Origin of the sequence: Photorhabdus laumondii subsp. laumondii, from assembly GCF_003343245.1 — a bacterium.
Taxonomy (GTDB): domain Bacteria; phylum Pseudomonadota; class Gammaproteobacteria; order Enterobacterales; family Enterobacteriaceae; genus Photorhabdus; species Photorhabdus laumondii.
In genome coordinates this window covers 965,212-985,440 of record NZ_CP024901.1, presented here as the reverse complement: position 1 = coordinate 985,440, position 20,229 = coordinate 965,212, and the positions used below count along the sequence as shown (strand labels likewise).

The 20,229-nt window shown below is 41.8% G+C and carries 20 protein-coding genes and 2 pseudogenes; 7 read left to right on the top strand and 15 right to left on the bottom strand.

Translation table 11 applies throughout. The features are described from left to right. The first annotated feature begins 42 nt into the window (after positions 1 to 42). The 4 genes and pseudogenes from PluTT01m_RS04405 to PluTT01m_RS04390 form a co-directional block, all read left to right on the top strand. Positions 43 to 1,011, top strand: a complete 969-nt coding sequence (locus PluTT01m_RS04405; protein WP_011145223.1) for an IS30-like element ISPlu1 family transposase — start codon at positions 43 to 45, stop codon at positions 1,009 to 1,011. Between the two features lie 77 nt (positions 1,012 to 1,088). After that, positions 1,089 to 1,904, top strand: a complete 816-nt coding sequence (locus PluTT01m_RS04400; protein WP_157866893.1) for an HlyD family secretion protein — start codon at positions 1,089 to 1,091, stop codon at positions 1,902 to 1,904. A gap of 5 nt (positions 1,905 to 1,909) precedes the next feature. Further along, positions 1,910 to 4,003, top strand: coding sequence for a peptidase domain-containing ABC transporter (locus PluTT01m_RS04395; RefSeq protein WP_011145222.1), 2,094 nt, complete (start codon positions 1,910 to 1,912; stop codon positions 4,001 to 4,003). A gap of 189 nt (positions 4,004 to 4,192) precedes the next feature. Continuing rightward, a pseudogene (locus tag PluTT01m_RS04390) lies at positions 4,193 to 4,492 on the top strand (helix-turn-helix domain-containing protein); the annotation flags it as partial. A gap of 100 nt (positions 4,493 to 4,592) precedes the next feature. Here the strand turns inward: PluTT01m_RS04390 and PluTT01m_RS28025 are convergent. The 6 genes and pseudogenes from PluTT01m_RS28025 to cueO form a co-directional block, all read right to left on the bottom strand. Continuing rightward, positions 4,593 to 4,826 (bottom strand): Arm DNA-binding domain-containing protein, encoded by a 234-nt coding sequence (locus PluTT01m_RS28025; RefSeq protein WP_323839268.1) that lies wholly within the window; start codon positions 4,824 to 4,826, stop codon positions 4,593 to 4,595. A gap of 18 nt (positions 4,827 to 4,844) precedes the next feature. Then, the gene (locus PluTT01m_RS28020) at positions 4,845 to 5,039 is read right to left on the bottom strand and encodes a hypothetical protein (RefSeq protein ID WP_324251510.1); all 195 of its coding nucleotides are present in this window, start codon (positions 5,037 to 5,039) and stop codon (positions 4,845 to 4,847) included. Between the two features lie 875 nt (positions 5,040 to 5,914). Continuing rightward, positions 5,915 to 6,052 (bottom strand): annotated as a pseudogene (locus PluTT01m_RS27370) (ClpX C4-type zinc finger protein); the annotation flags it as partial. Positions 6,053 to 6,260: 208 nt separating this feature from the next. Continuing rightward, on the bottom strand, positions 6,261 to 7,034 hold the full coding sequence (locus tag PluTT01m_RS04375; protein ID WP_011145219.1) for a hypothetical protein: 774 nt from the start codon (positions 7,032 to 7,034) through the stop codon (positions 6,261 to 6,263). A gap of 6 nt (positions 7,035 to 7,040) precedes the next feature. Then, positions 7,041 to 7,265: a hypothetical protein gene (locus tag PluTT01m_RS04370; RefSeq protein ID WP_011145218.1), complete on the bottom strand. Its 225-nt coding sequence runs from the start codon at positions 7,263 to 7,265 to the stop codon at positions 7,041 to 7,043. A gap of 268 nt (positions 7,266 to 7,533) precedes the next feature. After that, positions 7,534 to 9,078 carry a multicopper oxidase CueO gene (cueO, locus tag PluTT01m_RS04365; RefSeq protein WP_011145217.1) on the bottom strand — a complete coding sequence of 515 codons (1,545 nt, stop codon included), beginning with the start codon at positions 9,076 to 9,078 and terminating at the stop codon, positions 7,534 to 7,536. 326 nt (positions 9,079 to 9,404) lie between these two features. Here cueO and PluTT01m_RS04360 point away from each other — a divergent pair, with 326 nt between their 5' ends. The 3 genes from PluTT01m_RS04360 to speD all read left to right on the top strand — a co-directional run bounded on the left by PluTT01m_RS04360 (position 9,405) and on the right by speD (position 11,567). Continuing rightward, on the top strand, positions 9,405 to 9,752 hold the full coding sequence (locus PluTT01m_RS04360) for a YacC family pilotin-like protein (RefSeq protein WP_011145216.1): 348 nt from the start codon (positions 9,405 to 9,407) through the stop codon (positions 9,750 to 9,752). 112 nt (positions 9,753 to 9,864) lie between these two features. After that, entirely contained in the window at positions 9,865 to 10,734 is an 870-nt protein-coding gene (speE, locus tag PluTT01m_RS04355; RefSeq protein ID WP_011145215.1) for a polyamine aminopropyltransferase, read from the top strand. Positions 10,735 to 10,772: 38 nt separating this feature from the next. After that, complete coding sequence (speD, locus tag PluTT01m_RS04350; protein WP_011145214.1) at positions 10,773 to 11,567, top strand: adenosylmethionine decarboxylase; 795 nt, start codon at positions 10,773 to 10,775, stop codon at positions 11,565 to 11,567. A gap of 91 nt (positions 11,568 to 11,658) precedes the next feature. Here the strand turns inward: speD and PluTT01m_RS04345 are convergent, their stop codons facing one another. The 9 genes from PluTT01m_RS04345 to PluTT01m_RS04305 form a co-directional block, all read right to left on the bottom strand. Continuing rightward, positions 11,659 to 12,198: a cysteine hydrolase family protein gene (locus PluTT01m_RS04345; protein WP_011145213.1), complete on the bottom strand. Its 540-nt coding sequence runs from the start codon at positions 12,196 to 12,198 to the stop codon at positions 11,659 to 11,661. A gap of 87 nt (positions 12,199 to 12,285) precedes the next feature. Then, on the bottom strand, positions 12,286 to 14,190 hold the full coding sequence (locus PluTT01m_RS04340; RefSeq protein WP_041379932.1) for a hypothetical protein: 1,905 nt from the start codon (positions 14,188 to 14,190) through the stop codon (positions 12,286 to 12,288). 39 nt (positions 14,191 to 14,229) lie between these two features. Continuing rightward, positions 14,230 to 15,090, bottom strand: a complete 861-nt coding sequence (locus PluTT01m_RS04335) for a tagatose bisphosphate family class II aldolase (RefSeq protein WP_011145211.1) — start codon at positions 15,088 to 15,090, stop codon at positions 14,230 to 14,232. Positions 15,091 to 15,099: 9 nt separating this feature from the next. Further along, positions 15,100 to 15,534: a PTS galactosamine/N-acetylgalactosamine transporter subunit IIA gene (agaF, locus tag PluTT01m_RS04330; protein ID WP_011145210.1), complete on the bottom strand. Its 435-nt coding sequence runs from the start codon at positions 15,532 to 15,534 to the stop codon at positions 15,100 to 15,102. A 22-nt stretch (positions 15,535 to 15,556) separates the two neighbouring features. Then, entirely contained in the window at positions 15,557 to 16,450 is an 894-nt protein-coding gene (locus PluTT01m_RS04325; protein WP_011145209.1) for a PTS system mannose/fructose/sorbose family transporter subunit IID, read from the bottom strand. After that, entirely contained in the window at positions 16,440 to 17,237 is a 798-nt protein-coding gene (gene agaW / locus PluTT01m_RS04320; RefSeq protein WP_011145208.1) for a PTS N-acetylgalactosamine transporter subunit IIC, read from the bottom strand. Before agaW ends, PluTT01m_RS04325 begins: the two co-directional genes overlap by 11 nt. Before the next feature lie 10 nt (positions 17,238 to 17,247). Further along, entirely contained in the window at positions 17,248 to 17,730 is a 483-nt protein-coding gene (gene agaV, locus PluTT01m_RS04315; protein ID WP_011145207.1) for a PTS N-acetylgalactosamine transporter subunit IIB, read from the bottom strand. Beyond that, positions 17,696 to 18,919, bottom strand: a complete 1,224-nt coding sequence (locus PluTT01m_RS04310; protein ID WP_011145206.1) for an AgaS family sugar isomerase — start codon at positions 18,917 to 18,919, stop codon at positions 17,696 to 17,698. Before PluTT01m_RS04310 ends, agaV begins: the two co-directional genes overlap by 35 nt. Continuing rightward, positions 18,916 to 20,211 (bottom strand): D-tagatose-bisphosphate aldolase, class II, non-catalytic subunit, encoded by a 1,296-nt coding sequence (locus PluTT01m_RS04305; RefSeq protein WP_011145205.1) that lies wholly within the window; start codon positions 20,209 to 20,211, stop codon positions 18,916 to 18,918. Before PluTT01m_RS04305 ends, PluTT01m_RS04310 begins: the two co-directional genes overlap by 4 nt. Positions 20,212 to 20,229: the final 18 nt, after the last annotated feature.

Sequence of the window (20,229 nt, the reverse complement as noted above, 5' to 3'; positions counted from 1 at the left end):
GTTGCTATAGTAGGCATCTTTCTCGCCAAAGGAAAATGCACTATGGCCTATACACAACTGACCGAAACAGAAAGATACCAGATTTCCAGTTTAAGAGAAGCGGGTTTTTCACAGCTTTTTATTGCGAAGTCACTTAAGCGAAGCCCATCGACCATCAGCAGAGAATTGAAGAGAAATCAAGAAGTCCAGACATACTGCCCTGAACAGGCTCATTTGAAGGTATTGGCGCGTCGTCATTTTGCTAAAAAGGCCGTGAAAATAACGCCGGAAGTAAAAAGATGGATAAAACGGTTAATTTGGAAAGATTTAAGCCCTGAACAGGTGGCTGATTATTTGAAGCAACATAAAGGGATATCTTTGCATCATGAGACGATTTATAGACTGATTTATCAAGATAAAAGAGAGGGGGGGGATTTATGGCAACATCTGCGAATAGCCAGAAAACCCTATCGCAAACGCTATGGTCGCTATGAAAGAAGAGGTAAAATTAAAAATCGGGTCAGTATTGATGAACGCCCGGAAATTGTTGATAAAAAAGAACGTATTGGGGACTGGGAAGGAGATACGATAATAGGGAAAGATAAAAAAAGTGTCTTATTAACATTGGTTGACCGCAAGACGCTGTATACAATTATCGTTAAACTTGATAGCAAGCAGGCATCAGAAGTCGCGAAAGCAGCAGTGAAAGTATTATACCCGTTAAAACAAAAGGTTAAGACCATCACGTTCGATAACGGTTTGGAGTTCGCAGATCATGAAATCATCGGTGAAGAATTAGAAACCCAAATTTACTTTGCTCACCCTTATTCGCCTTGGGAAAGAGGGATCAATGAGAATATCAATGGGTTAATCAGACAATACTTTCCAAAGGGAACCAATTTTAATGAAATCTCTGATCAGGAAATAAATTTTGTGGTAAACCGATTAAATAATCGTCCTCGAAAAACACGGGGTGGGAAAACACCGAATGAATTATTTAAAGGAATACGAACATGTTTACTTCCAGATTAACGATGTTGCACTTATTATGTGAATCCAAGATACATAAAAGTAAACTAGATTCACTACATGAGCATGTTGAAAGCTTAATGAAACAAAAAGAAAATATTAAGGATAAATTAACATCACAACAGAATAAATTAGATAGACTAAAAAAAAATACCAACAGATACAAATTATTAGAAAGAAAAGGATTTATATCAAAAGAGCACATAACCATTGCAGAAAATAGTGAATCAGACCAATTAATAAACTTAAGTTTAACAAAAAAAGAATTGATTGACATAGAAAGAACAATTAGTGAAAAGAAATTTGAGTTAGAAGAACTTCCATTAAAACAATTTATAGAAAAACAAGAGATAGATAGAATTTTAGCGTCAGTTAATCAAGAAATTATAAATATTGAAAGCCAAACGGAATCTGTTATCGTGGCTAGTTCATCAGGATTTATAAATATTAATAATTTTGATTTAGGTTCTCATGTAGAACAATCTACTTTATTGTTGAATATAGTCCCCAATACCAAAAAATTCTCTATTAATTTATATATTCCTAGCCAATCTATAGGGTTTGTTAAAAATGGTGATATAGTTAATATAAGATATTCAGCATATCCATATCAAAAATTCGGAATATTTAAGGCTAAAGTTATTTCCATAAGTAGAACCGCAATACCAGCTCAAGAGGTTAAAAGCATAGGAACCGTATTCCATACATTAGACATAGCAAATGAACCTATTTATTTAGTAAAGGCAGAACTTGAAAAACAATACATTGAAATAAATAAAATAAAAAAGGCATTAGAGATAGGAATGACTCTAGATGCTGATATTTTACACGAAAAAAGAAAATTATACGAGTGGATATTCGAGCCACTTATTACTATTAATAAAAATAGCATTTGAATAAGATGATGAAATTAGAAAAAATCATATTTTGGCATTCTCATAATTTGCCATCTATTTTACAAACAGAAATAGCTGAATGTGGCCTAGCTTGTTTAGCATCTATTTCTTCTTATCATGGATACCAAGTTGATTTATCTTCGCTTAGAAAAAAATTCCGTATTCCTCTTACAGGTACAAATCTTAATGATATTGCTTACTACGCTAAAGAGTTAAAACTATCTTATAGAGCTGTTAAACTAGACATCAATGAAATAAATCAATTAAAACTGCCATGTATTTTACATTGGGAGCTTAATCATTTTGTAGTTTTAAAAAAAATATCAAAAAATACAATAACAATAATGGATCCCAGTATTGGATTTAGACGTTTGAGTTATAATGAATTCTCTAATTGTTTTACTGGAATTGCTGTTGAATTCTGGCCAAATAACGATTTCAAAAAAAAAATTGATAAAGAAAAAGTTGACATTTTAAGTTTTTTTAAAAACATATCAGGAATAAAAAGATCACTAGTAAAAATATTATTGCTAGCTTTTGTATTAGAGTTCTTTGCACTAATCGGGCCATTTTACATGCAATTAATAATTGATCATGGGATAGTTTCTGAAGATAAAAATTTAATATTGTTGCTATCAATAGGTTTTGGAGTATTACTTGTTTTCGAGCAAGTAATAAACATTATTCAAAGCCTATTGACTACATATATTAGTACAAATTTGAATATACAATGGAAGGCAAATGTATTTACTCATTTAATGAATTTGCCAGTTTCTTTTTTTGAAAAAAGACATTTAGGTGATATAATTTCAAAATTCTCGTCTATTGATAGCATACAAAATACGTTAACTTCTTCTTTTTTTATTTCCATATGTAATAGTCTTGTTTCTGCAACAACTATTATTATCATGACAATGTATAATTTTCAGTTAACATTAATATCAATTGTCACTATTTTCATATATATAATAATCAGGATAATATGGTATTACCCTTTAAAAGAAGCTACTAAAGAAAATATCGTACAATCAGCTAAGCTGAGCTCCAATTTTATGGAAACAATGAGAGGAATAAGAGCAATAAAGATTTTCTGCAAAGAGAATCACCGATATAATTCTTGGTTAACTTTATCTATAAATACTGTAAACTCTGCCCTTAAATCTCAAAGACTATCGCTAGGATTTTCTTTTTCCAATAGAATTATATTTGGAATTCAAAACATCCTAATAGTTTATATAGGTACATCTTTTATCTTTGATAATACATTTACAGTAGGTATATTAATATCATTTCTTGCTTACAAAACTCAATTTGAGTCTAGAACTATATCTCTCATTGATCTATTTATTTCTTTTAAAATGCTTGGGATCCATATTGAAAGATTATCAGATATTGTACTATCTGAAACAGAATTAAAATCCAATATACTACTAAAAACAGAAACAATAAAATCAAATAAAATTGAAATTAAAAATCTTTCCTTTAAATATGAGGGAAATAATAATTATTTAATAGAGAATTTATATTTTGACATTCAGCCTGGAGATTCAGTGGCAATAATAGGTCCATCAGGTTGTGGGAAATCCACACTATTAAATTTAATGATAGGAAACATTTTACCTACAGGAGGAGAAGTTAGGATTGGAGGAGTTATAGTTAATAAAACACATCCAAAAATCATCAGAGATAATATCGGGTATGTAGCGCAAGATGATTCACTATTTTCTGGTTCTATTATGGAAAATATAACTTTTTTTGATGAACATCCAGACACAGATAAAGCTATTAATTGTGCAAAAATAGCAGCTATACACCATGATATAAAAAAAATGCCAATGGAATATGAAACATTGATTGGAGATATGGGAACTATCTTATCTGGTGGACAAAAACAGAGGTTATGCTTAGCAAGAGCATTATACAAAGACCCTAAGATCTTATTTTTAGATGAAGCCACGAGTCATCTCGATACTGAAAACGAAAAAATAATTTCATCTAACCTTAAAATGTTAAGCATTACAAAAGTAATGGTTGCCCATAGGAAAGAAACAATAGAATCCGCGAATAAACTAATTGATTTAACAAAAAAATGTGCATAACCTTGTGTAATTGTCTATTTTTGTACGTATAATTTATCAATTAATACAAGTGAAAAAGGCATTATTAATATTAAATTGTTATTAATCGTATTAGTCGCGACTAGATATGACATAGAACTTGAAAAGTTGAGAGTTACAGGTTTTGATAGGGGTGCCGAACCCTTATACAAAATACAAGGGGTAACTCTCATGCTTCATACTAACAACCCTACCATTAAACATAAAGCCAGTTTGTTGAACCTGGCTGAAGAACTTAACAATGTGTCGAAAACTTGCAAGATGATAGGCATATCCCGCGATACTTTTTATCGCTATCAGGAACTCGTCGAAGAAGGAGGAGTCGAAGCGTTAGTTAATCGCAGCCCTAACCTCAAAAATAGGATCGATGCAACAACAGAACAAGCGGTTATCGATTATGCCATTGAGTTCCCTGCTCACAACCAGCACCGGACCAGTAACGAATTACGTAAGAAAAGCATTTTTATCTCGTATAGGTTGCGTTTTATTTATTTCGTCAAAACAGGCTACCCAGTGACGGATTTCACACCGTATGAGAAGATAATGACCTAATCGGGGATAAATATGTTTTCTAGCTGCGCGCTCTTGCAAGTTCTTCATCTGCTCTTTTTGCGCGTGCATAGTGCACTAACCAATATTCCAGAGCATCTTTGACAGTCACCGGTTTTAAAGTTTCTTCTATTCTCAATTCCAACTCCATCCTTGGATCAAAACCTTCAGCGAGCCACCTTCTGCACTGTCCACGTTTTTCTCTTGCCACTTTTAGTGACATATCAGGGTAACGACCTAAAGTGGGGCGCTCCAAGCGACTACCACGCCCACCTCAGCGATATATAAATACCCAACTTAACTGTCCACTTTTGAAAACCTTAATGCTCAACCCTTCACCAGCAGCAATCATAGCCGGAGAATCCCTTTTAACACCTAGCAATGCTTTTAGTTTTTTGTCACTGAGTTGTTTGTCCGTGCCATTCATTACCTCAACATAGTGTCTCTGTCTGAGTGATACACCGTTCATTGTAACAATCAAAAAAGAGACATTAACACTAAAATACAAAATTAGGCTATCATTTTGATATGGAAGGATAAAAAAGGAGAAAACTGAAAGCATCTAATAGTATAAAAACACGATGTTTTATGCTTCTACAGTATGTTTCATTATAAATTTAACCAGTTGTTTTTAATGAATAAGTATATGAAAATCAATAAAGGATTATAACCAGTTGAGATGCCAATTAATATGTCATTATTCTAACAATATTGTTGCACAATTCCTTTCCCTTAGGATATCTCAAGGTAAGTACGGCATAAGAATAAGGATGTTTATAGTATCCAGAAGAGAAACCAATCTATATACTCATTATCTTTCAAGTTGCCTCTTTGTTGGCTGCACTCTCTCACCCCAGTCACATCGTTACCTATGCTCCCGGGGATTCGCTCCCTTGTCGTCGCGATGCATCTTGAAATCCATAGGGTATAATCGAATGGTAATTATCAAAAGTTCTTCGAAAATATGGGGTATCTCAAACAAAGATTAAAGATGGTTTCTGATGCTCACTATGTCTATGGCAACATCTTTAATTTGGGATTAGGTTGTAACAAAACATTAGCGGCAACTCTGTAAAGCTTAGTTTCTTCATCATAAGTTTTACTTATATTTTTCCCACTCACAAAATATAACGTCATCCCATCAGCACAAGGTAGAATTTCTATTAATTTTTTCCTTTTAAGAGTTCTAAGAGCCTTATGTAAATCATCAATGCTTATTTCCAATGTTTCTGCAAGGATTTCATCGGAACAAATAACCGAACTTTCAATAAAACAGCCAGAATTATATGCCAAAAACGTATACAGTGAGGCTGAGTGAGGATGACTTACTGCTAAAACTTTAAGCTTTTTTTCTTCATCAATGATTCCCTGACTCAAAGCAACACATTCATTGCAGATGTAAACGCTTGGACCAGCAATTAATTTAGCTACTTCATCTTGCTTTTTCCCACAAAAGGAGCAGTACAAACATTTTTCAGTCATGATGCCTCCACCATTCAATAACTCATGACAAACTGAAATACTCCAGGTAGCACCAGTTGTTACTGCTATTCTTTACTCATAGAAAACGCAAAGTTTCTATATTCTATCTGCCATGTATTGAACAACATTAAAAAAAGAGACTACCAAGTCTATCTTGTTAAATTTCTTCGGACTGATGAACTACAAAACCTATTTGAGACGTTTTACCTCAATTAGATTTATCTTTAATAACTTCCTGGAACTTATCATAGGTTTCAGGATTAAAAAGCGATAGAGACTCTATCTGCTCAAGCGGAAGAACATGACGAAACTGATACACACTCAAAGGCTTTGAAGTTAGTGTAATACCTTCATTCCTGTAATGATCAGCATAATTATGCTCGGCACAAAATGTCAGCGTATCTTTATCTCTGTAACCACTCATAAAAGGAATGATAACGATAGTATCGGTATCCAAATGATGAAATCTCGCTTCATCAACCATTCCAACATAAACTTTTCTCGACTTTAAAGTAATTAACAGCAACAGACCACTTTCAATTGATTCCAAAAGAAGGCTTTCAATAGCACTATTAGATGCAATTTCTTTAAAAATACCATTGCGCTTTTCAGGATTTCTAAAATCTTTCTCTGCGTTATAGGATGCACTGATACTGATCAACACGGTAAAACTTAAGATGAGAAAAGAAAAAATACTCGTCCCCACTAACCGAGAGTTGAATAAATCATGAGCAAAAGTAAAAGGGATATATTTTGCACCAAAATATACAGGAATGTTCAGTAGCATCATAACAGCAAAGATTAAACAACTCAGTGTTAAAGCCAGACAAAAACCTGTGATAAGAAAAAAACCACCTTGTCGTGCTACTTCAAAGTAAGCGTTCCAACCAATGGCTTTATTTTGCTTAAATCTAGAGGGTAGATGACTATTTGTATAAACATAACCACATACTAAAACAACAATAACCACAGCTGCCCACATTGATAGTTATCCCTCTTTTTTAGTACTCAACCACTCAACGTTTAAAGCGAAAGCCCGCTGAACATCAGGATTACAACGATTCAGAGTAACTGTTCCAGAACGATTAATGATGAACTTTTCATCTTTCTGATCAGCATCAGAACAAGTTTCTTTATGTGCGCCAACGAGGCGTGCCATCACCCTTTCCGGAGAAACAAGAGCATATCCCATATTCTTGAAAAAACTAGACATTTCACCTCTCCTTCACTGAGTAACAAACAACCAACTGTATCATAGTCTAATACCTGCGGTAATCACTAACAATACTTTGTTGTGTCCATTTACTGCTGATTAAGCATCTATCAACACCAGTTCATAGTAGAAGCAATTGCGTATAACCTTTGTTCTATAATGTACATCCTATAACAATAATTCATTGAAAAGACTACATAACTACGGACTATAAGGCACAGTGAGGCCGACTCTGATAAGCCAAACCAGAGTCAATCTGTTAACAAAATTATTTACTAACAGTAAAACCCAGCATCATACCGGTATCTTCATGTTCTAGTAGATGACAATGCGCCATAAATGGATGCTTCACTCCCGCAGTATGCTTGAACTGAACCAGCACTTCACTCTCCTTGCCTTCCACATGAACAATATCTTTCCAACCGCTACGGTGAGCCGCAGGCTTGCGGCCATTTTCACTCAAAATACGAAAACGGGCACCGTGGATATGGAACGGATGCAGCATCATATCGCCAACACCTGAAATCACCCAACGCTCATACTGCCCCTGTTTCACATCAAAAGCGGGTTCTGTTATGGAGAAAGCCTGCCCATTAATGGTGTTCGCATGATGGAAATTTAATTCACCACCATGATGCATATCTCCGTGGCTCATATTCCCATGATGCATTCCCATCCCCGCCATAGCTTGCTCACCATAGCGCTGAGACAACATCATCATCCCCTGCATATCCAGACGACTGTCCATCGCCAGATGTAAACGACGCCGATTCAAACCGGTAAAAGAGGGTAATGCAGGAAGCGTGGCAAGCTGCTCCGACAGTATTGTGCGGCTAGAAAAAAGCTGAGGTTGAATACGTAAAACCGGCAACGGTTGATCAAATGGCGGTAATGTCATTCCTATCTGAACCACAGGTAACGTCACCAGATCGAAAGATTTGCCATCCGAAGCGTCTATCACCACCTCAAAACGCTCTCCCGACAGAATCGGTAACTCATTAACCGCAACCGGTTCTGCTAACAAGCCACCATCACTGGCAACAACATACAATTGACGGCCATCACTGGTCGCAATATTGAGGCTACGAGCGTTACAGCCATTTAGCAAACGCAAACGTAACCAGCCGCGTGGTGCAGTATGTTGGGGTAAAACAACACCGTTGGTCAGCATCATATCGCCAAACCAACCAACAGCGGCACTCATCACATCCAGTTGATAATCAATCTGACCCTCGTTATTCAAGCGCTTATCCTGCAATATCACCGGAATATCATCCACGCCCCACTGATTTGGCAAACCCGTATTAATACTGTTCTCATCTTCAATCAGTACTAATCCACCAAGCCCCATTGCAACCTGATAACCCGTTTTGCCATGCGTATGTGGATGGAACCAACAAGTCGCTTCCGGTTGTTCAGGCGTAAAACTGACCGTCCGGCTCCCGCCGGGCGCAATCATCGCATGCGGGCCACCATCGGCTTCCCCAGTAATCTCCAGACCATGCCAATGAACCGTGCTCTCTTCCGGTAGATGATTACGAATATCAATAGTGACAGGTTTACCTGACATCAATTTCAGTGCCGGACCGAGTAAATCACCGTTATAACCCCAAGTTTTAGTCACCACTCCTGCTTTAAAACTGGATTTTCCCGCTTTGATTTCAATAGCAATTTTACCTGCCGCATCTGGCTCTAGTTGTGGAGGAATAGGTAATACCGGATAAAATTCAGCAAAGGAGAAACGACTCCATACAGGCAACATACTGGATAGGCCCATAACGGCACTTAATCTGATAAAATCACGTCGTTGCATATTCACCTCCTAGTCAAATCAACCAAAAAATCGCTAAAAAACATCCCATATACCCTATGGATTTCAAGATGCATCGCGGCGGCAAGGGAACGAATCCCCGGGAGCATAGATAACTATGTGACCGGGGTGAGTGAGTGCAGCCAACAAAGAAGCAACTTGAAAGATAACGGGTATAAAAGAAACATAAGGGCTACCCTTACAGGAAGGTCAAGCGAAGGGAATGTGATTTAAGTCGATCTTTACAGTAATTTTAAAAAATAAATTTTTCCTAACAAAGATATTAATATGTTAACGTACTATGACACTGGTTGATTATAATAATACAAATGCGAAAATTAGCTCTCTTGACTTACATACTCGTTCTTTTCGGTCTTTCCCACCCCGCAAAAGCGCTGACAGAAAATGAAGCTGAAGATCTAGCCGATCTGACAGCCGTGTTTATCTACCTGAAATATGACTGTGGTTACAGCCAAATTCCTGATCGGGAAATTAAACGAGCCATTATTTATTTTGCTCAACGCAATAAGTGGGATTTAACTAATTACAACAGCCAATTGATGGACAAGCTCAATGAAGAAAGCTACCAAGATCTCAAAGGAATTTACCTGTCCAATGCGATAAAGTGCCATGCTCTCGCCAGAGATTCGCTGAGTTTATTCGCCTACGTTAAATAGTGCTTTTCCTCATCCCCCTAAAGGGGTAAATTTCACCGTGCAACTGTGAGAATTGTTGGCTATTATGTGCACACAATTTTCATGACTGTCACAGTGGAGGAAAAGCCGGAATATGTCACAAAAAGAAATTTGGTCCGAAACCCTGCACGCCAACTTTGGTCAGTATTTTTCTGTCGATAAAGTGCTTTATCACGATAAAACTGAGCATCAAGATTTGATTATCTTTGAAAATGCGACATTAGGCCGCATTATGGCGCTAGATGGCACAGTACAAACGACTGAACGTGATGAATTTATCTACCATGAAATGATGGCTCATGTTCCTTTGTTCGCCCACGGGAACGCCAAACGAGTACTGATTATCGGCGGTGGTGATGGCGGTATGTTACGTGAAGTCTGTCGTCATCAATACCTTGAAAGCATCACTATGGTTGAAATCGATGCCGGTGTCGTTGAATTCTGCCGTCAGTACCTGCCTAACCATAATGCCGGTGCTTATGATGATCCACGCTTCAATCTGATCATTGACGATGGTGTTAATTTCGTTAATACCACCGATCAGAAATTCGATGTCATTATCTCTGACTGCACGGACCCGATCGGGCCTGGTGAAGGATTATTTACCTCTGAATTCTATCAAGGTTGCCAACGTTGTCTGAATGAAGGTGGCATCTTTGTTGCTCAGAATGGTGTTTGTTTCCTGCAACAGGATGAAGCAGTCACCAGCCATAAAAAATTGAGTAACTATTTTGCTGACAGCGGTTTCTATCAAGCTGCCATTCCAACCTATTATGGCGGAATAATGACCTTTGCCTGGGCAAGCCAAAACCCGGCACTACGCCATGTGGATCTGGCAACATTGCAACAGCGCTTTGACAACGCAAGTTTTACCTGCCGTTACTATAATCCAGCCGTTCATGTAGGTAGCTTTGCTCTACCACAATATTTGCTGGATGCACTATTTACTGGATGCACTATCTGAGAACCCATAATCACCCATTAGCCAGGAGGTGAAATAAATTGCACAAGCTGAAATTGCACGGTTTTAATAACCTGACAAAAAGCCTGAGTTTTTGTATTTACGATATCTGTTATGCCAAAAGCCAAGCTGATCGGGATAGTTATATCGCTTACATTGACGAACAATATAACGCTAACCGTTTAACGGAAATCCTCAGCGAAACGTGTTCGATCATTGGTGCAAATATTTTGAATATCGCCCGTCAGGACTATGATCCACAAGGGGCAAGCGTTACCATACTAGTCAGCGAAGAACCGATGGACCCGAAGGATGTAGACAACACTGAAAACCCAGGTCCGTTACCTGATTCTGTCGTTGCCCATTTGGATAAGAGCCATATCTGTGTTCACACTTATCCAGAGAGTCATCCCGGCGGCGGTATATGCACTTTCAGAGCTGATATTGAAGTATCAACCTGCGGTGTTATTTCACCTCTCAAGGCGCTGAATTATCTGATCCACAAATTAGAATCAGATATTGTCACGATGGATTATCGTGTCCGTGGTTTCACCAGAGATGTGAATGGCATGAAACACTATATTGATCATGAGATCAGTTCTATTCAGAATTATATGACTGAAGAAGTGCAATCACAGTATTACATGATGGATGTTAATATTTATCAGGAAAATCTATTTCATACAAAAATGATGTTGAAAAGATTTGACCTGAATGATTACTTATTTAATGCCACACCAGAGCAACTCAGTGAAGCTGAAAAGCAGGAAATTACCCATCTTTTGAAAAAAGAGATACAAGAAATTTATTACGGCCGTAATTTACCCACTGTTTAACTTTCACTAACTTATTATTTAACTGGCAGATACCCATATTTACAGGTATCTGCCAGATCAATTTCTAACTGAATTAACAGATTATCCCAATTTACATGACTAATGCAGTACTCATTGTAATTTCAGCACCGTAAATGGTTTTAAGGTAATTAATAGCATCTTGCTGATCGACACCGGGGAAAACACACACAGCATCTGATGGAACCTTGATTTGATAACCGCGTATAAACGCGCCATAGGCGGTATGTCTGACACAACAATGAGTATGTTGGCCGGTTAACACCACTTCCGTCACACCATATACTTTCAAAACCTCTTCCAGATCGGTTCCATCGAAAGCCCCATAAAATCGCTTAGGCGAAACAATTTCACGATCTGTCCCAATAGGTGCCAATGTTTCAATGACATTAGCACCTAGCGTTCCAGCCATTGCATGTCTGCCCCAAATACTCATTTCCCGATCATCAGCGCGATGAGCGTCATTAGCATAAACCACCAGCCAATCCGGTTGACGCCGGGCATGATCAATTAGCCGTTTAATTACCGGTACGATCTTCATCGCATCCGCCTCATTGGCGAGTGCTCCTGTGACAAAATCGTTTAACATATCGATCACGATCAACGCTTTCATTAGTTTTGTCCTTTAAATGGATTCTTAAAAAAATAATCACTGCCCCGAATAAAGTCGTTTATTCAGGGCAGTTTAATAACACTGTGATTATTTCGATGGGGTCAAAGAAAAGGTCAGTGTCTCTAACGGTTGAAGGGTAATCAACACCGTTTTATTGATAAGCTTCGGCAGCGAGCTGTTCTCGCCATAATCGATATTAACGTCATATACCGAAGGTTGATCATCAGGCAATTCGAGATCACTTTGCAAATCCAGATAATATTGTTTCACTTCATCAGCAGGATTGCGCAAAGTAATAATCGACTTTTTCGGACTCCAGGCTCCCCAACCATACACCGCTAGATCGGTAGGATCTTTACCAATCCAATGGGTATCAAACAGCACATCTTTATTTTTCTCTGACCATTTCGCCGCGTTTGCCAGTGTATCCCAATCCTCTGTGGTCAACAGGTCAGGCGTAACATACATCTCTTGTAACTGAGTGCCGCTGCCAAAATAGCTCCAAACCTGATCGGCAAAATCTTTAGGTGACTGTTTATCCAGATGCTTGGCCTGTTTGGCATAAACAATGCCATGCAGCATCAACGAATTCAGAGGGAACAGCGGCCCATTTCTTACGACATTACGATAAGTTTCTGCATCACGATAGGTAAGCCACTGCTGCACTTTAGAACCTGTGCCGTGAAACTCCACATCATAACCACCACGCCAAATAGAATCGGCGAAAAACAGCCAGGAAGGCGTGGCTTTGGTGCCGGTGGTCAAGTTGATAAACAGATCACTTTCCGTACTGCGCATATCGTCAATCAGATGGATAGCGGCATCAAAATCACTGGTGAATGAACTCCCTTTAATCACACGATCAGCATTGCCGGTGCCATCCAGCTTAAACATGGATACATTTTGTTGTTGAATCAAGTTGAGTACCCGCTTATGGAAATTGGCGTAGTAATTAGGGCCAGAGAGCGCAAATCTGCCATCTATCACTTCATAACCAAACTCCTCCGCATGAGAAACACGTTGCTCACCCGGTTTACCATAACCGCCCCAAGGAGAAAGCCAAATACCTAAACGAGCACGATATTGATCTGCTGCCTGTTTAAGATTTTTGAACTCATGGGGAAATGCCTGACTAAAACCCCAATCTCCTTTGAGATTATCCCAACCATCATCAAACAGATAACCACTCAACTTCACACCGCGCTTAGTCACCAACTCCTGCCCAAACTGATTGATACGGGTCAACGCCTCTTGTTCGGTATAAGGCGTGAAGTAACCAATATCGTACCAAGAGTTGTAATGTAGGTAAGGACTATATTCACGCGGACGAGCATTGTTCAAAAACTCATTGACGTTGCGCCGCAATTGCCCTGCCTGATAAACACCAATATACGTCTTATAACTTAACGTCTTCCCCGGCTCTAACGGGATAGAGAGCGCAATTTTTTGCGAAGCGCTCCCTTTATACGCCTCAGTGGTAATCAATGGATTACCGGGAACAATAAAGAAGCTATCGCTGACAATCGGTGAACTGACGATAGAACCGTGAACAAAAGGGGTTTTAGTGCGAAATGGCATCAACGAGACAGAGCTGAGCTCCAACGCATTTTCCTGCGGTGTAATAGTGATTTCAAACGAGCCGTACTTATCTTTATCCTCCACAGTAATGATATTTCTTACCTGAATGTCGCCATGTTTCAGGGAGACAACAATACGATTGTGCTTTTTGCTAATATCAGTAATCTGAAAATCTTTAGCCGTGAGCTTTTCCCCTGATTTCAACGTGATTTCAAACAGATTGTCGATAATGATTTGATCGTGGTTTTTGGGATTTTCAAATTTTAATTGTGTCACTTTACTGTGTTCGTCGCTAACAGTTACATGGTAATTGTTACCGTCCAACAGCCAGCTATCTGCCCAGACTGGGGTGTTATACAACATGGAACTCGCTAATAAACTCAACGTAATTTTATTTAACGTTCTTATTTTCACAGCAGTTTCCTTCATAGTCAGGATGAAAAAACAGAACCTTCACGAATACAGCTTGCCTACACTGCCACAAATCCGGATCTTTTCTTCTACTACTGCCTGCATAGCCTGTTTTCCCGGCGCGATATATTTACGTGGATCATTCGCATCTGGGTGCTGAATGAAATAACGCTTTACCGCATCAGCAAAAGCAATTTTCAGATCGGTCGCCACATTGACTTTGCATACACCAAGACCAATCGCCTGCTGTATCATCACTTCAGGAATACCCGATGCACCATGTAGCACCAACGGAATATCCACCTGTTCACAGATTGCCGCTAGTCGATCAAAATCCAAATGCGGTTCACCATGATACAAACCATGCGCAGAACCAATCGCTACCGCCAGAGAATCAATACCGGTACGGGCAACAAAGGCTTTTGCTGCCAGCGGATCGGTAAAAAAACTATCGGCACTGGAAACCTGCAAATCATCTTCCTGCCCGCCTAGCCGCCCCAATTCCGCCTCAACGCTAACATCGTAACGATGGCAAAATCGTACCACCTCAGCTACCTTACGAATATTCTCTTCAAAGGGTAAATGCGAGCCATCAATCATTACCGAGCGCACACCCGCGGTCACTTTATGACTGATATCTTCCAATTCCTCATGGTGATCGAGATGCAACGCCAGCGGCAGATTGTGGCGACGAGCAGCATCCTGACAGATTGATACTAGGTAGTCAGTCCCCGCATAACTGAAAGTACTCGGCGTACCTGCCAGAATAACCGGTGATGCCAAGCGTGCAGCGGTTTCCGCCACCACCTGGACAGTTTCCAGATTATGGACGTTAAAAGCAGGAACCGCATAGCCTTCACGCAGGGCCTTTTTCAACATTTGACGACTGGAAATCAAGTACATATAAGCTCCTCAAATGCCATCCAGATTCGGGCTGTCATACCCTCGTTTCTGCTGTTCGTGCCACAGGCTGGTTAATCCCCGCCGCCCACACTCCAGCGCCGTATCACGAAATGTTTCCAGCGTCATACCTTCACGGTCCAGCATCATCTCTACCGCTAATTGCATATTGGTACCGGCAATAACTTCATAACATGGATTAGCGATTGCCAGTTGCGCCGCCTGCCGAAACGGTGATCCACCCAGTAAATCACTGAGAATAATGATACCCTCACCACTATCACAGGCGGTGCAGGCCGCCTCCAACGACACCAATAATTGTTGCGTACTGATCCCCTCAGGAAAATCGACAGCACAGCACTGCGGTTGTCGTCCGACGACTTGTTCCACTGCCTGTAACAATCCACTGGCGAAATGCCCATGACCGGTGATTACAATACCTAACATTCCCTCTCCTCAGTGCCGTTTATTAAAGAAAACCCACAAACTTCCCTACAATACCGATCACAACCGTCAAACCAATTAACTTGACCGGGGAAAATCCTTTTTTCATCAACCAAAACACCAGCAAAGTGAAACACAACGGCAACAAATTAGGCATCAGTTTGTCCAGCACATCCTTCTGCAACGCCACACTGGCCTTACCGGCGTTTATCACCACCGGCGTCGAGAGATGAACATAGGAAGCCACTAACGCCCCGATTACCGTCATTCCTACTATCGAAGCAGCATGGGAAATCTTTTTGGTATGCTTTTTCAACAATGCCAACGCACTGGTTCCTGCACGATAACCATAATGCGCTAAACCAAAACGCAAGCCGAAATGCACAATGTTGAACAACAACAAGAATATGATGGGACCAAACAAGCTACCCTGTAGCGCCAGAGAAGCCCCGATACCCGCGCAGATGGGTAGCAGAGTCAACCAGAACAATGCATCACCAATCCCCCCTAACGGCCCCATCAGCGCCACTTTTACGGCGCGAATAGTGGAAATTTTCTCCTTATTCCGTTCCATTGCCAGTACCAACCCAGACAGGAAGGTGACATCAAACGGATGTACATTGATAAACTCCATATGCATCTTCATCGAATTCGCCAGATCTTGCGGATGCTTGTGGATCTTACGCAGACCGGGGATCAAGGTGTACAACCAGCCTCCTGCCTGCATACGCTCATAGTTAAACGACGCCTGTAGCAACAAAGAGCGCCACGCCATACGATTCAAATCGCCTTTGGTCAGATCCTCACTCGGTATCGTGTCCTGATAGTCATCCTGCTCAACCTGACTGGTTGCCAGCGCCTGCGCCATCCTGTTCTCAGCTTTAGCTGCCATAGCCGCATCGGTGTCGTTAAATGCCATCTTCCATCTCCTGAGATTGAGTGTGAGATTGAGTAGTAGATACGCTGCGTTCAGCGGCCTCTTCCATACGGGAACGGTTAAAGAAATCGATCAGTGCAATCGCAAAAGCGCCAAGTGCTACAGCAATAATCGGCATATTGAGGAATGTGACTGAAATGAAACCCAGAATGAAATAAGCGATATAACTCTTTTTCATCATGATTTTCATCAGCATGGAAAAACCGATAGCAGGCATCATGCCACCCGCAACCGCCAGACCATCCAACAACCATTGCGGTGCCTTTTGTACCATGACACTGGCAGCGTCAGCACCGAAATAGACCGGCAGAAATGCCACGATAAAGTAGAAGCAAAACAGAATGGTGATACCCAGATAATTCACACGCTCCACGCCACGCCAGTTCAACGCTTTCACCATCTGATCGCATTTATGCATCATGGGTGAGAACAGGGTAAACAGCAGGGTGATGCAGCCTTGCACCGCAATGGAAAATGGCACCGCGATACCAATCGCGACTTTAGGATCAGCATGAGTCAAAATGGCAAATGCCGTACCAATCACACCACCAATCACCACATTTGGCGGCTGAGCCCCTGCCAGTGGCACCATTCCCATCCAGACCAGCTCCAGTGTCCCCCCGACCAGCAAACCCGTCTGTACATCCCCTAAAATCAGCCCAACCAACGGCCCAATCACCACTGGACGATGAAAATGAGTCAACCCATCGAACAGATCCACCCCGGCCAATCCGGCCAGTAATCCAATCAATATCGCATCAATCAGCATAACTCACCCCTCAAACCAGCAATTTGGCGATAGGTTCTCCCGCTTCATCCGGCACACGCCGAATTTCGCAAGTAACGCCCAGTTGCTCCAGCTCACGAAACACCACCACGTCGCTGTCATCAACCGAAACCGTCTTATGGATTTGACGCTTTCCCTCAGCAAAATGCATATTACCCACATTAACAAAACGGATCGGTACACCGCCTTTTACTAACGTCAGTACATCCTGCGGCGTTTTACAAACGATAAAAATCTTCTGGCGCTCAGCCGCTTTATGAATCACATCAATGGTTTTTTGCAGGGTGAAATAACGCGTCTGAACCCCATCAGAAACCACCATATCCATCAGATTTTGCTGCATCAAATCACCGGCAACGTGATCGTTAGCCACCAATACCAAATTGGCCCCCAGTGAATTGGTCCAAGTCACACCGACTTGACCATGCACCAACCGGTTATCAATTCGGGTCATTAAAATATTCGGTATCGACATAATCACTCCTGCTACATTTTATTCTTGGTGAATACGGTGGATGATAAGGATAAATTTCCACCCCCTTCACCACGCGGTTGACTTCCCCTGTCGGACATGGATTGTCTGGCGTTATGCCCAGTGCCAGCGAGGTTTCAAACGCTAACATCTGCAAAAATATCAAATAGGGGAACAACAGCCAGATATCATCTTGTTCACTGTTAATCACCGTGAACCCTTTCCCCTGAGTGCCACTCAGTGCAACAATTTGACACGCCAATCCGTCATGATTCAGTTCATGCCACAGATCGAGATCATAACGACGACGATACTGATCAGCGGAGAGCATCATGACCACCAGCGTATCCCGTTCGATCATAAACTTCGGCCCATGACGCACCCCCATTGATGAATCGTAACGGGTGGTGACATGCCCGGCAGTCAACTCCAGCATCTTGAGCGCTCCCTCCTCCGCTATTCCAGTAAAGCAACTGGAACCCAGACACATCATGCGGTTAAAACCGCTGCATGCCAGCCGCTTAATCTGTGTCTGCCACTGTTCCCTTTCCCGCTCACACAACGCGATCATCGCCATCAACGGCTCATCACACTGTTCCAACGTCAACGGCCCTAGCAGCAGCACTGTTGCTAACGTCATACAACTGAAGCTGGACGTCATAGCAAAACTTTGGTCATGAGAACCCTGGGGCATATTCAACGAACAGACGTGAGAGCGCCCTTCGGCATAACGTGCTAACGCACCGCCGGGATTACAAGTCAGCATCAGGTGATAACAGCGTGGCAGGAGCTGATCCGCCAGTTTTACCGCCGCCACGCTCTCCGGGCTATTGCCCGATCGCCCATAAGAAATCAGCAAGGTTGAACGTGTTGGATCGAGATATTGCAAAGGAGAAGGCACAATGTCTGTGGTGCTGTACGCGACCACATTCAGTCCACACTGCTCACGCAACCAAGGTGCCAGCGTGCGCCCGATAAACGCGGAGGAACCTGCACCACACAGCACTATCTGTAGCTGTAGCTCTGGATCGGATAACAAAGGCTGCAAAAAGGGTCGCCATAACGCTTCCTCACGTTGCAGATTTTGATATAACTGACGCCAAAGCTCAGGCTGTTGATGAATCTCTCTGGCAGTATGCAGAGCATGATGCTCACGCAACCAAGCTTCGGTATAGGAAAACAGTTCATTCATACTAAAACTCCTTGTACCTCGGGCTCACAAGCCAGCGCATAGCTCAAGAGCACAGAACGAATCTTATCCAACACCCATGAGTGTGGGTCATTATCCAACCTTCCGGCATTAACCGCCTGCGCCTGCTCCGGCAGGTACTGACTCAGCAGTGAAAGGGAAACCGGGCGACCACGCAGGTTATCCATCAAGGTATTCACTGCCTGTTGTACCTGCGGATGCGGCCAGTAGTAACGAATGCGATCACTCAAACTGTATTGACGATCAATAAACTGTTGATGTGGTGTACCGTGGTAATAGCGATTCCAGTGCTCCGGCTGCTCAAGCATGACCTGTTCCAGCGTGGCACGCAGATGAGCCGCGCCCTGTTCCCCATTCCATTCACCATCGATTTTATCGAGTGCGAACAGCGCCTCACGTAAAGCAAAAGTCAAAGCCGGACCGACTTTCAGAATGGCAAAGTGATCACGTACCAATTCACGGTAAGCTTGCGCCGTTTGATAATCGGTGGAATGGGCTTCATAGACTAAATAGGGTTGAGATTCAATATATTGACTCAGTGCCGCTGCACGTTCAGGTTGATAATGTTCGATACAATGGTGATCGAACTCCACCCCGGGTTGCACCACCAGCGCAATCACCCGTGGCCATACCGGTTCCAATCCAGCCAACTGCCAGGCTTGTTGATGTACACTCAACGTTGTCGCCGCAGCCTGAGGCGTCGTGACTTGCATTCCTGCTAATGCTTCTTTCGCTCCACCCGGTACCGGCACTTCGGTACCTATCACATAAACCGGTGGTTCTCCCCCCACCTGCTGCCAACAACGTTCTGCTACCTGACACAAACGAGCCGCACGTACCGCAACCTCCTTGTCGCCAAGCGGCGTTGGATCATCCAAACAGGACATTGAACAATCGAGATGTATCTTACGAAACCCTGCCGCCACATAATCGTGTATCAACGTTTCAGCCAGTTTCATTGCCTGTTCAGCGGGAAGATCCTGCCAAGCATTGGGTCCAAGATGATCGCCCCCTAACCAGACACGATCACGCGGTAAACCAATGCGATCGGCCTGTTGCCAAACTGCATCCCGGAATTGAGCCGGTTGCATCCCGGTATAACCACCAAACTGATTGACCTGATTAGAGGTTGCTTCAATCAGTACCGAAGTCTTACGCTCTTTAGCGACGCGCAAAGCACTTTCCAATACCCAAGGATGAGCGGAACAGACCGAATAGATCCCCACGGCTTCACCTGATTTATGACGACGGATAAGTTGTAATAGCGACTGCATGGTGCCTCCCATGCGGGC